Source organism: Micromonospora sp. CA-259024 (assembly GCF_050936255.1).
Classification (GTDB): Bacteria; Actinomycetota; Actinomycetes; order Mycobacteriales; family Micromonosporaceae; genus Micromonospora.
In genome coordinates, this window is record NZ_JBNJND010000001.1 from 2,961,526 (window position 1) to 2,975,128 (window position 13,603).

Genomic DNA, 13,603 nt, shown 5'->3' on the forward strand with positions numbered 1-13,603 from the left:
GGGGGCCGGGCAGCATCCTGGATACCTGCTGTCGGCACGACTCTGGTGCTGTCGGTTCAGCCGGCACCGAAACAGACGAAGCTCGGGGGCTGGTTGCCGCGTACGGCCTCCGCCAGTGCTGCCGCCGGCGGCCGGCCCGCGACGACCGCCCGATGATAGGCCACCATGATCTCCGTGGCCGCCTCGTCGGCGACCCGGCTGACGCTCGCGACGACCGTGGCGGTGCCTGCGGCGAGTAGGGCGGTCGGCATGCCGAGCGCCTCGTCGCCGTGCCGCACGTCGGTCAGGCCCAGGTCACAGCAGGCCAAGACCACGGTACGCGGCGCGGTCCGCAGGTCCTGCACGTCATATCCCATCAGCGGGCCGCCGGCCAGCTCCAGCGTGGAGAACAGCGGGTTCTCGGTCTGGTGCTGCCCATGCGCGGCGATATGGGCGAGGCCGGCGCCGGCCATCGCCGCGAGTGCCGCCGCCGGGGTCGCCTCCGGCCCGGTGAGCACCACGGCACCTCGGTGCAGCGACGCCACGGCCCGGGCCTCCGCTTCACCCCGGGGGATTCCCGGTCCCGCCACCACCGTCACCGCCGCCGACTCGGCGGCGGGCCTGGCGGCGTTGAGGCGGCGCCGGGCGGCCAGCCAGACCCCGACCGACGGCGCCACCGTGACCGGCCGGGACGCGCACGCTGGCAGGGCGTGCCACGGCGTGGTCAGCAACAGCCCGGTCGGGACCACCACCAGGTCTCGGTCGCCGACCAGCGGAAGTACCGGATCGAGCACCATCGCGCCCACTCGGTCGGCGTCCTGCCGCGTCGCGGCGCGGACCACCGCCGCCAGCCGGGCGGGCATGGCCCGGCCCGCCTGCGCGTCCAGGTCGGCGCGCAACCGTCGTACCGCCTCCTCGGCGGTGCCGCGGTCGCCGAGCACCACCACCGAGGTCGCCCGGTCAGTGACCACCAGCGCGCGTAGGACATCCCCGGCGGCCACGTACACCACGAGCGCCGCGCCGGCCAGCTCCGCCGTCACGGCGGTCAGCGGCGCCGGCGTCGGCGGCGGGGCGTCCCCGGGACCCGGCGTCGCCCAGGCGTGCTCCCGGATCACCCGCTGGAGCGCCTGCAACCGACTGTGGAAGGCCAGGGTCGGGCGGCCCGCGAGTTCCGCCTGCCGGACGCGGTGCCGTAGCTGGCGCAGCTCTTCCAGCGCCTCGGCGGCGACCGGGTCGTCGGGTGGTCGCACCGGCGGCAGCAGCAGCGCCTGGGCCCGGGCCCGCTCGGACCACCGGTAGACGGCGTTGGCGGAGCCCTCCGCCAGCGCCGCGGCGAGCCCCGCCCGGGCCAGGTCGCGGCCGTGCACCGCGGCCCCGGTCTGCAGGTCGGCGCAGCCGAACCGGGCGCGGTGCCGGTGCAGAGCGGTCATTCCGGCCAGCAGACTCCGCCGGGCCTCGGCCGACCGGCCGGCCGAGGCCGCCACCTCCGCGCGGGCCATGTGCCAGAGCAGGCGCGTGTCGAGCCGATCGGTCCGCCGTGGTCCGGCCTGTCGCCCGATCAGCTCCGCCGCCCGGCGGGGTCGTCCCGCGGCCACCAGCGCCCGGGCCCTGACCATACCGGCGACCCGGGCGTCCTCGGGCAGCCCGAGCCGGGCCAACCGGCCGGCCAGCACCCCGGCGCGCCGGGCCACCGTCGCCTGGTCGACCTCGCCGACCGCCTGGTCGGCGCGCAGCTCGAGCAGGGCAGCCAGGGCCGCACGGCGGACGTTGGTACGGCCGAGGAACGCGGCACGGGCGTGTCGGGCCCACCGCGCGGCAGCGACCGGCTCGCCGGCAAGCAGGGCCGCCTCCGCGCGAACCTGGAGAGCATCCGCGTACGTGTGTCCGAGCTGCTGCTGCGTCGCCCGCACCACCGCGCTGGCGAGTTGCCGTTCGGCCTCGCGGTACAGCCCGGCCGCGACCAGCGCGCGGGCCCGTTCCACGGCCAGGTTGGCGAGCCGGCCCGGCGCGAGCACCCGGTAGTCGGCGTCGGATCGGGCGAAGGCACGCAGCGCGGCGGGCAGGTCACCGGCGATCACGTCGAGACAACCCAGGTTCGTCCGCGCCATGGCCACATGCAGGCCGAGCCCGTGCCGGGCGGCGACCTCAGCGCAGCGCCGCAGGTCGGCCCGGGCGAGCCGGACGTTGCCCGCCTCCAGGTGCACAAGGCTGCGATTGTTGAGCGCCTTAACCAGATCAGGCGGGTGTGTCAGGTCGCTCAACAGGTCAATGGACTCGTCGTACTGGCGCAGCGCCTCCGCGTTGCGGCCGCTGCGCTTGAGCAGCAGGGCCCGCTGGCCGAGCAGGATCGGCCGCTGCGGCGGAGCCACGAGTGCCTCGGCCTCGTCCAGCAGCCGGAAGCCCAGCTCCACCCGGCCTCGCTCGGACTCGGCCCAGGCGAGGCTGATCAGCAGGCGGGCGTGGATGTCGCGCAGGGCGGGGTGGCGCTTTGCCAGCCGCAGGCCCGTCCGCAGTTCCCGGGCGGCCCGCCCCGGCTGGCCGGCGTCGCTAGACGCCAGGCCCGCCGCGTGCCAACGGGTGGCCCGGCGAGCGAGTGCGGCCGGGTCCATGTCACAGGGCGAGGGCCGGCGTGACCACCTGCGGCGCGTGCTCACCCCGCGCCGGGTGCACCACCACCTGCGCCAGGCCGTGCGGCACGCCGTCCAGCACAAACCGGCCGGACGCGTCGGACTCCACCGTCTGGGACGGGTCGGGCGCGGGGTGCCGCAGCTCGACCCGTACGGCGGCGCCAGGCGCAAGCCAGCCGTCGATCCGGACCAGGCCGTCGGGCCGGTCCACGATCGTGATCATCACGGTTCGGCTCTCCGCGTCGAACGTCAGGGTGCGGGTCCGTTCCGTGCCACGCACCGCGCCGACGAGTTGCTCTTCGCGCAGCCGGGCGACGTCCCGGTCAACGTCGTCGAGTGCCAGCACAAGGCGTACCCGGTCGTCGAGGTCGGGGGGCGGCGGGTCGAGCCGGGTGAGCACCGTGGCCAGCTGGTCCAGGATCGCCTGGTCTAGGTCGTCGAGCGGCTGGTCGGCGGAGTGCGGGGCGGTCATGTCGGGCTCCACGTCGAGTCGGCGGCCAGCATCTCCCGCAGCTTCGCCAGGCACCGGCCACGGGTCGGCCCGATGCTGCCGCGCGGCATGCCCAACGCCTCGGCCACCGCCGTGTAGTCGGGGCGGTCGACGTGCGCGACGATCCGCAGCAGCGCCCGGCACCGCTCCGGCAGCCGCGCGACGTGCTGCCATAGCGCCCGGTCACGTTCCTCGGACAGCAGCAGGTCGGCCGGGCCGGGATCCGGGTCGGGCGAGGACTCCAGCGTCGCCGCATCATGCGGCGTCTGCCGCTGGGCGAGCCCACGTACCCGCCAGGATTCCCGGCGGGTGGTGGTCACCAGCCACGCGGTGAGCGCGTTCGAGGACCGGATGGTGTGCAGTCCGCGTACTAGCTCCAGCCAGGTCGTCTGGACGACATCGGCGGCCTCCTCGGGGGCGAGGCCCTGTGCCCGGGCGACGTGCCACAGCAGCGGGTTGAGTTCCCGGACCACCTCGTCGAGGGCGTCCCGGTCGCCCGCCCTGGCCCGCTCGAGGCGCTCGCCGAGGCGTACCGCGCGGTCGAGCGATGCGCCCGCGCGGTCCACCGGGGTCTCCGACACCTTGGACATGGCGTCAGTCCGGCAGCCGCACGGCTGCCGGCACCAGCCCCTGGGCGAGCCGGCCCGCGTAACGGGCCGCCGAGAACGACGTGCCGCTCCAGTAGGCGTACGCGCCCAGCACGGTGACCGGTGCCGTGGACAAAGGCATGATGCTCACCGCGTTGGTGCCCTCGTGCCACTGGCGCACCCACACCCCGTGGTTGCTGTATGGCGCCCGGGCGGTCGGCGAGGCGCAGGCCCCGACGCTGATCACTGTAAGCGTCGGGTCGACCGCGAAGGCAGCCGGATAGACGGGGCTGTCCGTACCGCCGTTCCCGGCCGAGGCGACCACCGGAACGCCTCGTTCCGCCAGGCGTTTGAGCGCCGCCCGGACCGACTCCATCTCTTCTTCCTCGCCGAACCCCGGGCGGCCGAACGCAGTCAGCACGACGTCGACCCGGTGGCCGTCGGAGACTCGGTCCGCCAACCAGTTCAGCGCGTGTGCCGTGTTCAGGTCGCTGACCCGGCCCGCGTCGCTCATCACCCGCAACGAGAGGATCCGCGCGTCGGGCGCCTCAAGGCGGACCAGGCCGGCGAGGAAGGTGCCGTGCCCCCAATGACTCCCGAAGTCCGGCCCGGCTGTCTCCTCGCCGTGGCTCTCCTGGCCGGCGACCTCCGGAATGGTGCGCAGCGGCGTCCATCCCTGCGCCTCCTCCCAGTACGGCTCGCCGTCGGTCTCCACCAGCCAGTCGTGTTCCCGCACCCCGGTGTCGAGCAGCGCCACCACGGGCCGCCCGGCCGGGAACTGGCTGGCCGGGCGCCGTATGGGCTTCGACAGCATTACGTAGTCGGGCGCCGGAAGCCAGGCAACGGTGCCATGCCCGCTCTTGCAGCCGCTGGCCCGGAAGTACGGGTAGAGACTCCCCTCCAGCCGGGCGTCGTCCTCCACGGTGGCGGCCATGCACTCGTAGTCGGGCAGGCACTCCGGCACGTCGGCGTTGGACCGGCCGGCCAGCCGGCGGCTGGCCCGGGCCACGGCCACCGGGTCACCCTGGACGGGCAGTTCGATCAGTTCGACGGCGGGCGGTGCGACGGCGGCCGGCGGGGACAACGGCCGGCCAAAACCGGCCTCGGCCAGCAGCCTGTTGAGCCGCTCGACTGTCTCCGGACGCTCCGCCACCCACGCAGGCACGAGCACGACGTCAGGACGGTAAGGGGGGCGGGACACCTGACCTCCCGGTAGTACGACCGATTCACTCAGGACCGTCCCGCGCCCGGCGCGGGTCGGTGGTCACCAGCACAGTTGAGCACGTTCCGCTGCCGCCGCCAATGGCCCGGCCGGCGCATCGACGATAGCCATCCGATGTGTATCTCAGGCGCCCGTCCCCTCCCTTGCTGCAGATGGACCTGCCCCACGGCTTGTGCCTCCACCTTCGGCGTCGACGCAGGATCCACCTGCTGGGCTGAAGCTAACCAGTGAAGGTGGGCTGCCTGTTGTTTCCCATCCGCTCCCCGATCCGGGCACGGCACCGCCCTTCCTGAGTCACAGGCAGCACCAGCAATACAGATCCTCGCCTGCGGTGCGCTGACCTCCTTCACCAACTGTTCCTCCCTCGGCGGGCTCGTGGGCCTGCCCGGCCGCGCTGCGTACCATGTCTCCAAGCACGGGTGCTGGGTCTCACCCGCAGCGCTGCCCTCGAATACACGCCGCGCGGCATCCGGATCAACGCGGTCTGCCCCAAGACCATCGCCACCCCGATGGTCACCGGCATTGATCGATAGGGGCGAGCTCGACCGCGCCGAGGCCATCGCCAACCAACCCATCAACCGGGCCAGCGCTGACGGACCTTCGCCCGCAAGCAGGCCGGCTGCTTCGGCGTCCTCGGCAGGATCGGTCAGTGCAGCGCCCGCCCGCGCCGCGGGGAGATAGGGCTGGCGAGCAGGTTCATCAGGCGTCCGCGGTCATCGTCCTCGTTCCACCGGCCTATCGATGTGGTTGGTGAAACGATGGAAGATGTGGGAATTGCGAACCTGCTACACCTGCGATCTCGCCGCTGGCTATTCGTCTGCGCCCAGCGACCGTCGATGGCCGAATCCGCCCCCCGACCGGCCGCAAATGGCACAGTGGGGTGAGTGATCAGGAGCCGCTCGGCGCTGCACAGCGGTGGGCGCTTTTCCCGATTCCGCGGCGGTATTCAGGTATCCGCCGGGGGTGCCGGGGTCACCCGGTTGGAGCTGTTCCTCGACCTGGTGTTCGTGTACGCGTTCCTGAGCGTGACGGACCTCATGGCGGAGAACTTCCGCATCGAGGGCGTGCTCCAGGGTGTGCTGGTGGTTCTGTTGATCTGGCGTTGCTGGAGCTCATATACCCTGCTCGGCAATGTCGTCCGGGTGGACCGGGGATTCCTGCAGCCGCTCATGTTCGGGGTGGCCGCGACCATCCTGTTGATCGGCATCGCCGCGCCGGTGATCTTCACCGATCGGCCGGGGGGCTTGTTCGGGCCGTTGATCTTCGTCGTCGCCTTCCTGCTGGCCCAGTCCATCGCGCTACTGATCTTGACATACAGCGTCTCGGACAGGCCCCGAAGACCCATTCTTCGCGCATGGTTGCCCTTCTCCGGTGGCGCGGCCCTGCTCCTGTCCGGTGCGCTGCTGCCTCGCCACCTGCACTCGGACGTCGACGGTGGTTCCGTCCAACTGGCCCTGTTCTTCGCCGCCACCGCCGTCGACTTCACCGGCGTGCGGGCCCTCGGCACGGGCACCTGGCGGATCGTGTCCGTGCCGCACTGGGCTGAGCGGCACCGGCTGGTCATGCTCATCGCGTTGGGCGAGACGATCATCTCGATCGGCACCAGCCGCGGTCTCATCGGTGACCCACCGATCACCTGGTCCGTCATCGCGGGCTCCGCCCTGAGCCTCGTCGTGGTGGCAGTGCTCTGGTGGCGCTACTTCGACATCGCCGGATTCGCCGCCGAGCAGACGCTGGAGCAGCGGCCGGCAGCCACCAGGTCACGACTCGGCCGGGACGCGTACAGCGTGCTGCACGTCGTGATGATCGTCGGTCTCGTCCTCATCGCCCTGGGGCTCAAACGCGCGTTGAGTTCAGTCGAGCCCGCCACCGCGTACCGGTGGGACCAGCTCGGCACGCTCGTCCTCTATGGAGGCGTCCTGGTCTACCTGCTCGGCCTGGTGGCCCTTGAGCGTCGCACCATCCGCTTGCTGGGTCGTAGCCCGTTGCTGGGGATCGTTCTGGTGACCGCCTTGCTTCCGATCGCGGTCCGCCTGCCGCCGGTGGGCGCGGTGGGGCTGCTCGCCGCCATCCTCACCAGTCTGGTCCTGGCTGATCTCACCGTCTTCCGTCGGCGGCATCACGTTCTGCACCTGCAGGCGGCGCAGACCGCGGTCCGGGCTGCCACCAGCGGAGTCACACCCAAGGAACTCTTCCTCGATCTGGTGGTCGTCTATACGTTCATCCAGGTCACGGTGTTGATGACCCGGCAACCCACGGGAGTTGGGGTCGTCCGGGCCTTGGCTGTGCTAGGCCTACTCTGGGTGGCCTGGTCTCTCTATAGCCAGGTGGGGAACGTTCTTCGCAGCGAGTCCATCCCCGTGCGGTTGAGCGTACTGCTGGTCGTGGCGCTGACCCTGACGATCGGCATCGCCATCCCGCAGGCGTTCGACGTTGTACCCGACGGCCTACCCGGCCCATTGATCGTCGCGATCTGCTACGTCACGCTGCGCGTGCTGCACCTGACGGCGCTGGGCCTTCGTCGGGAGATACCACGTGCCCACCTGCTGCGGGCAAGCGTTCCAAGCGTGGCCGCGCTCGTCCTGCTGGTGATCGCCGCGGTGGCAACCTCGCGGCCGCATCCCCCCGAGGGGCTAAGCCAAGTCGTGGTGGGCCTGTGGCTCGCGGCCATCGTCGTCGACCTCGCTGGAGGCTACCTCGTCGTCCAGCGGTTCTGGCAGGTGAGTTCGACCAAACACTGGACCGACCGGTACGCCCTCATCATCCTCATCGCACTGGGCGAGTCGGTCATATCGGCAGGAGTGGCTGTCTTCGGCCGCCCGATCTCCTGGTCCGTGATCGTCGCCGTCGCCACCAGCATGGCCCTCCTCGCCACGCTCTTCTGGGCCTACTTCGACACGGACGCCATCGTCGCAGAACGCGTCCTGCAAGACCGCACCGGCAACCAGCGAGCCGCGCTGGCCCGCGACGCATACGCCTACCTACACCTACCCATGGTCATCGGGTTGATGCTACTCGCCTTCGGCCTGCGAAAGACCCTCGACCTCGTCAGCGAACCGTCAGGACCGGCGCGCGACCCGCTCGGGCACGCCATTCTCTTCGCCGGAGTGATCGTCTACCTTCTCGCCAACCAAGCATTCTGGTGGCGCACCCAGCACCAGATCCGCTGGGTCCGGGCCACCGGAATCCTGCTCGTGGCGATCCTCGCACCAGCGACCAGCCCACTGCCCCCGCTGTGGGCGCTGACCATCCTGACGGCCGCCACCGCCGCCGTCATGATGATCGACTCCCACCGCGCCGCCGAACTACGGCGACGGTTGCACGAGCCCAGTTGAGCGCCATTCGATGTCGTTGGGCGAAGCTCAAGGCCTTTCACGACACTCCGCTGCTCCCAACCTGCTCCCCCGATCCGGGCTCGCACCAGCGAGCGGGCGAGCCAGGCGGAGGCATCCCGCCAGCCAGCGACTGTTGCTCGAGGGGTGGCCGACCTGCCGGAGCACCGGCGCGAGGCGCTGCCCTGGCACTTCGCTTATGACAAGCTCCACGGCAGCTTGGACTACGTCGGCGTCGATGAACTGGTCCGGCAACAGTCACCCGTCCCGTGCCTACGCCGCGCGCCCGAACGGCAGCGGGAGCAGTCCGTCACCGCCGCCCTCGGCAGCGACGGCCGCTACCACCTGTGCCACGGCGACGGCCCGGCATGCGGGCGCAAGCCACGCCGCGGCGACAACTCCGGCCTCTACCTCCACCAGCAAGAGCTCCGCTGGTGGCACAGCGACACCGTCCACCACCTCCACGCTCCACGAGGCGTCACCGCGGTACGGCAGGTACGAGTAGCACGGTGGCTGGTGGAACTGGTCGAGGTCGACATCGACCCCGCTCTGGTGCGCGGACGGCAACGCTGTCGAGAACGAGCGGACTGGCCCGGCCACCAAGGGCCGGACACCGCCCTGGGCAAGGTACGAGCCGCCCCCGCCGCAGCAGCCGGCCGCTGGTGTCACGCCTGCGGCTGCCGTGTCGGCACCTCGATCGACCACGACCACTTCACGAACCAGGTCCGGGGCCTGCTGTGCCGACCCTGCAACAACCAGATCGAGTACTGCATGCATCTGACAGGCTGCCCGTTCGCCGACTACCTCAACGACCCACCAGCCCGCGACCTGGGGCTCGCCTACCCGCACCCCGACAGGGTCCGGCACACCACCGCCGATGCCCTACGCGTCGCGTACCTCGGGTTCGACCCTCGATACAGCCAAGGACGCCGGCGAAGCCGACGCGAACCCATCCCCGCCACGCCGACACCCCCGCCTCCTGCCTGACACGCGCAGCCATCGGCGTGCACGAGCGGCCGGAGCCAGCCGTCCAGTAACGGGTGACGAGCGCACCGTCCACCCGGCAGGACCGAACTCAGTCGGCAGCAGGCTCGGCAGACGAGGACGCGCCGACAAGCTGCAGGTATCTGAACCATCCGGCCGAGCAAGTCGAAGGTGAGGTCACGTAGGGCCGCCCGGAGCAGTTGGGCTGGTGCCAGGTGCTCTGCAGAGAACTTGTCCAAGATCAACCTAAGTGTTAAATTTGCGCTCGCATGTGGATAGTTCGCCACCCAGCAACTGAATTGGAGCGCCGATGACGACGGTCTCAGGGAAAGCAAGGAAGTTCCTTACGAGCCTTGCGATCCTAGTGCTTGCTATTCCTCTCGTTGTCTCTGTCGATCCGGCCAGATCCGCAGCGAGTGCCACAGCAGTCCGTTCGATAGGTGAACCGGTTACGCCGCCGGACGATAACCTCTGGCTCTACAATGGTGGTTACTCCCGCCTGTGTGCCCTGGCGCCGAGTAACGCGGAATGGGCCCCGGTCACGCAGTACCAATGCGGTTCATACAAGGATCAGAAGTGGAATTTCATTCCGGTTTATACGACGCCTGAGGGGCCGTATTATCTGATCCAGAACGTGAACAGCCAGAAGTGTCTGTTCATGCCTGCCGGGTCCAGCGCCAAAGCCGGGCAAGGCGATTGCTCCTATCATTTTAACGACATGTATTGGTTCATAGAGGATGCCGGCGTTGGTGGAGGCGTCCGCTTCCGGAACAAGGAGCGCAATAACTGCCTCCGATCTCCGAGCACCGTTTGGGGCGCGCAGCTAACGCAGTATCAATGCCTTCCTTACCAAGACCAGGCTTGGGATTTCTTCCTGCCCCGTTCTTAGCAACGATGATGTGAATTCCCCCAAGGCATTTTGTGTCGCGTTCCGGGGTTCAGCGCGTGGGCATCGGGCCGGGCTTTTTGAGCGTTGGCCCGGCCCGATCTGTTCCCGTCCTTAGTACTGCCAAGGCAGTAAGCGCGCACCGGTGGTTGTCGAGCCGAGCCGGGATTAGTTGTATAGCCAGGAGGCGCAGCAGAGACATAGCGCCAGTAGCGCGGCCGAGGTGAGTAGCAGTACGAGAAGCGTGGTCAGCTCGCTGCGCGCCGTCGGCGCCCGCCGCCCGTGGTTCCGCCCGGCGAAACCGAGGCCCGGTCCGCCCATGCAACCGATCCAACTCGCCATGCCACTGATCGACATCAACGTCCGTCACAGGCAGAACAACGAACGCGAGCCGAACTCGATTCGCTAACTGCCGTTGCAGTATTAGTACTCCAGCCGCACTTGGTGGAGTTGGAGTCTCCGCTGGTAGTGGGCTGTTTTGGCGCGGTACTGGTGTCGGCGTCGCCATCGTGACCATCGATGAATGTAGTCGAAGGGTCTGACGGTGGTCACCAGGTGTGCCAGCAGACGTCGGACCTCGCCGAGGGTGAGCGGAATGAGGCCGTCATCGTGTCCGACGCCCCCTTTTTGGCGTGGGCGGCGGTGACGGCGAGGTAGGCGTGGGCGCACAGAACGAGAGTTATGTGGCGGTACCAGGCGTCGTACCGACGCACCTGGTAATGATCAAGACCGACCTCGGTTTTGGCGGTCTGGAAGCACTCCTCGACCGCCCACCGGGTCCCGGCGATGCGGATCAGGTCCTCGTCCTGGGTGCCGGTGGGGGCGAAGCACAGGTAGTAGGCCAGGTCCGTGGGGTCGGTGATGCTGCGTCGAATCAACAGCCAGTGGCCGTATCCGTCGGCGGCGCCGGGCAGGGAGGCCACCGCCCAGTCGTAGAGCCGTGGCCCTTTGGCGCCGTTGCCGCAGCTGCGGCGCTTCCATGCCAGGGCCGGCGCGGCGGCGGCGAGGACGTCCGGGCGGGAGTTGCCGGCTATGGTCGGGACCCGCTGGTTGCGGGGCACGGCCAGGACGTAGCCGATGCGCTGCTGCTGCAACCAGGTCCGGAACTTCGAGTCCTGTCCATACGCCTCGTCCGCGGTGACCCACTTCGCGGACAGGCCGGCGGTGATGGCGCGTTCGATCATCCGCAGTCCCAGCGCAGGCTTTGTGGCGAACTCGACGTTCGCGGCAATGCCGGCTTCAGCACGGCGGGTGGGGTTGTCGCACCAGCCACGGGGCAGATACAGCTCCCTGTCGACCAGGATGCGCCCTGCCGGGCTGGCGTAGGCGAGGAACACTCCGAGCTGGCAGTTCTCCGTCCGGCCGGCCGTGCCGGAGTACTGGCGCTGCACCCCGGCCGACTTGATGCCCTTCTTCAGAAAGCCGGTCTCGTCGACGATCAGCACCCCGTCGTCGTGGCCGAGATGCTCGCTCACGTAGGCGAACAGGTCGTCACGAACAGCGTCCGGATCCCACGCGGACCGGTTGAGCAGCCGCTGCATCCGGTCCGGCGTCGCATCGCCGGCGGCCTCGGCCAGAGTCCAGCCGTTCTTGCTCGCCAACGGCGACAGCAACCCGACCAGGTAGGTCAGCGCCTGCCGACGCGGCTCCGCACGCCCGAACCGGTGCGCGAACCGCGCCAGCAGATCGTCCAACCCCGCCCGCCAGCCCACGATCTCATCGATCAACACAAGCACGGAAGCCTGCCCGCCCTCCGACCGACCACAACAGACAGACGGTGCGACCACGTGACCCATCCGGCGAATAGCATCGACGTCTGCAGCTACACGGCCGGCATGACTCGGCAGCCGATCCCGCCGATGAGCTGCCGAAACTCTAGATCAGGCAAGTGCGGCTGGAGTACTAGTCCCCGCCGACGTGCCACCCTCCAACGGTCAACGTTGAGGCTCGGTGCGGCGACCCGCTGCACCCGTATGTGACAGCAGACGAAGACCCGTTCCGTTGTTCAGCAGCCTTACCAGCGGCAGGCAGACCGCGACGGTCAACCAGCGGATCGAGGCGGCGTTGGGCGGCCCGGGTGCGTAGCGCCTGCGTTCCTATGCCTGTCGTGCTCTGGTGCCTGTCGTGCTGGCTACTTCCGGCCCCAGCGCCATGGAGTCGATGTGCAGCGGCTCGACCATAGAACGTGAAGCGGACTGAGTGTCCCACCTCCGGACTACGTTGACTGCATCAGCAAGTCAGATGGAGGGTGAGTGACGTCCGACTACTGGCAACTTCGGACCGGGGACTTCACGGATCGGAGGCGCCTGAGCGATGAGTTCGGGTTCTCGCGACACACCGGGATCGCCTACTCTCGGCGGAGCTCACACGTGGTGCTCTTTGCACGGGCGGAAGGCATGCAGCCGCGCACCGGTTGGATCGCCGATCGGTACCACTACCTTGGTGCCTCGGCACGCCAATTCAACGACGTCGTCCTAAGATCTTTTGAGCAAGGCCGCGTGCTGCACGTCATCGAATGGTCCGGCGCTACGGTGTACCGGTACCTCGACTCGTTCGTGCTGGAGGACGTGGAGTACACGGCCCTTCCCCGCGAATCCGACCGGGTCGGCACCGAGGTGCGGGTCTTTCGGTTGGCCCCGGTGCGCTATGCGATCCATGTGCCGGATCGCTTCTTCGAACCGGCTTCCTCAGGGCGTGCGGAGGTCGCTCCTCTACAGCGACACGAGCTGATCGGCGGTCCGCCCCTTGCTCCGGCGAGCTTCGAGCTACTGCGTCCGGAGGCGCGGCTCGAACATCGCTTCTGCCAGTACCTGATCAGCCAGGGCCGTCCTGCCCATCGCTGGCGTATCTACCACACCCCTGGCTGCAAGCCGCTGTTCAACGACTTCACCATCCCCGGATATCAGCTACTGATCGAGGCCAAGGCCGATTGCGACCGGAGAAGCATTCGAGAGGCGATCGGACAGCTCGCCGACTACACGCGGCACGTAGACGACGTACGACATGCCATCCTCGTGCCGCTGCGGCCGGAACGCGACCTCATCGAGCTTGTGCACAGCACCGGTGCCGCACTTATCTGGCCGGGCAGCGACGGCCGGTGGGCGACGACTGCGACGTACCTAGCTGGGTTGGGGCTTCGCGTCGTCTCGTCGGAAGACGCCTAAATCTTGTCTCCAATCATGATCCGCGAGACCCGGCTCGCGGGAGACCATGACCGGAACAGCTGGCGCGAGCTGGGCAAACGTTGCCAAGATCAATCCGTGAACAGTCTGTCGTATTCGACGTCAACTCCCGCCGAGTCGTGGGCTGGTCCATCGACGCATCATAGACCGCGAACCTGGTCACCAACGCCCTGTCCATGGCCATAGCAACCGCCGGCCCACCGGCACGATCATCCATTCCGACCACGCGCCCAGTACACGTCCCGGGCGTTCACCCGCCGCGCCCGCGATTCCCGGACTCGTCCCCTCGATGGGATCCGTGGGCGACTGCTACT

The 13,603-nt window shown here is 69.1% G+C and carries 10 protein-coding genes; 5 read left to right on the forward strand and 5 right to left on the reverse strand.

The window, feature by feature from the left end:
* Positions 1-56: 56 nt before the first annotated feature.
* Genes ACQEUX_RS12840 through ACQEUX_RS12855 form a run of 4 tightly spaced genes read right to left on the reverse strand, consistent with a single transcriptional unit; the run spans position 57 to position 4,854 of the window.
* Positions 57-2,588 carry a CHAT domain-containing protein gene (locus ACQEUX_RS12840; RefSeq protein WP_433046125.1) on the reverse strand — a complete coding sequence of 844 codons (2,532 nt, stop codon included), beginning with the start codon at positions 2,586-2,588 and terminating at the stop codon, positions 57-59.
* Position 2,589: 1 nt separating this feature from the next.
* The gene (locus tag ACQEUX_RS12845; protein ID WP_433046128.1) at positions 2,590-3,078 is read right to left on the reverse strand and encodes a hypothetical protein; all 489 of its coding nucleotides are present in this window, start codon (positions 3,076-3,078) and stop codon (positions 2,590-2,592) included.
* A complete protein-coding gene (locus ACQEUX_RS12850) occupies positions 3,075-3,686 on the reverse strand; it encodes an RNA polymerase sigma factor (protein ID WP_433046131.1) in 612 nt (203 codons plus the stop codon). The genes ACQEUX_RS12845 and ACQEUX_RS12850 overlap by 4 nt, the downstream gene beginning before the upstream one ends.
* 4 nt (positions 3,687-3,690) lie before the next feature.
* Entirely contained in the window at positions 3,691-4,854 is a 1,164-nt protein-coding gene (locus ACQEUX_RS12855) for a S8 family peptidase (RefSeq protein ID WP_433046134.1), read from the reverse strand.
* Between the two features lie 470 nt (positions 4,855-5,324).
* On the opposite strand from ACQEUX_RS12855, the gene ACQEUX_RS12860 reads away from it, so the two are divergent.
* The 4 genes from ACQEUX_RS12860 (at position 5,325) to ACQEUX_RS12875 (ending at position 10,110) form a co-directional block, all read left to right on the forward strand.
* Positions 5,325-5,438 (forward strand): SDR family oxidoreductase, encoded by a 114-nt coding sequence (locus ACQEUX_RS12860; RefSeq protein WP_433046137.1) that lies wholly within the window; start codon positions 5,325-5,327, stop codon positions 5,436-5,438.
* 351 nt (positions 5,439-5,789) lie between these two features.
* The gene (locus tag ACQEUX_RS12865) at positions 5,790-8,240 is read left to right on the forward strand and encodes a low temperature requirement protein A (RefSeq protein WP_433046140.1); all 2,451 of its coding nucleotides are present in this window, start codon (positions 5,790-5,792) and stop codon (positions 8,238-8,240) included.
* A 144-nt stretch (positions 8,241-8,384) separates the two neighbouring features.
* A complete protein-coding gene (locus ACQEUX_RS12870) occupies positions 8,385-9,224 on the forward strand; it encodes an endonuclease domain-containing protein (RefSeq protein ID WP_433046144.1) in 840 nt (279 codons plus the stop codon).
* 307 nt (positions 9,225-9,531) lie between these two features.
* Entirely contained in the window at positions 9,532-10,110 is a 579-nt protein-coding gene (locus ACQEUX_RS12875; protein ID WP_433046147.1) for an RICIN domain-containing protein, read from the forward strand.
* A 545-nt stretch (positions 10,111-10,655) separates the two neighbouring features.
* On the opposite strand, the gene ACQEUX_RS12880 is transcribed toward ACQEUX_RS12875, so the two are convergent.
* Positions 10,656-11,837, reverse strand: a complete 1,182-nt coding sequence (locus ACQEUX_RS12880; protein WP_433049778.1) for an IS701 family transposase — start codon at positions 11,835-11,837, stop codon at positions 10,656-10,658.
* Positions 11,838-12,476: 639 nt separating this feature from the next.
* Between ACQEUX_RS12880 and ACQEUX_RS12885 the strand changes: the two genes are divergently transcribed.
* Positions 12,477-13,271 carry a hypothetical protein gene (locus ACQEUX_RS12885; protein WP_433046150.1) on the forward strand — a complete coding sequence of 265 codons (795 nt, stop codon included), beginning with the start codon at positions 12,477-12,479 and terminating at the stop codon, positions 13,269-13,271.
* Positions 13,272-13,603: the final 332 nt, after the last annotated feature.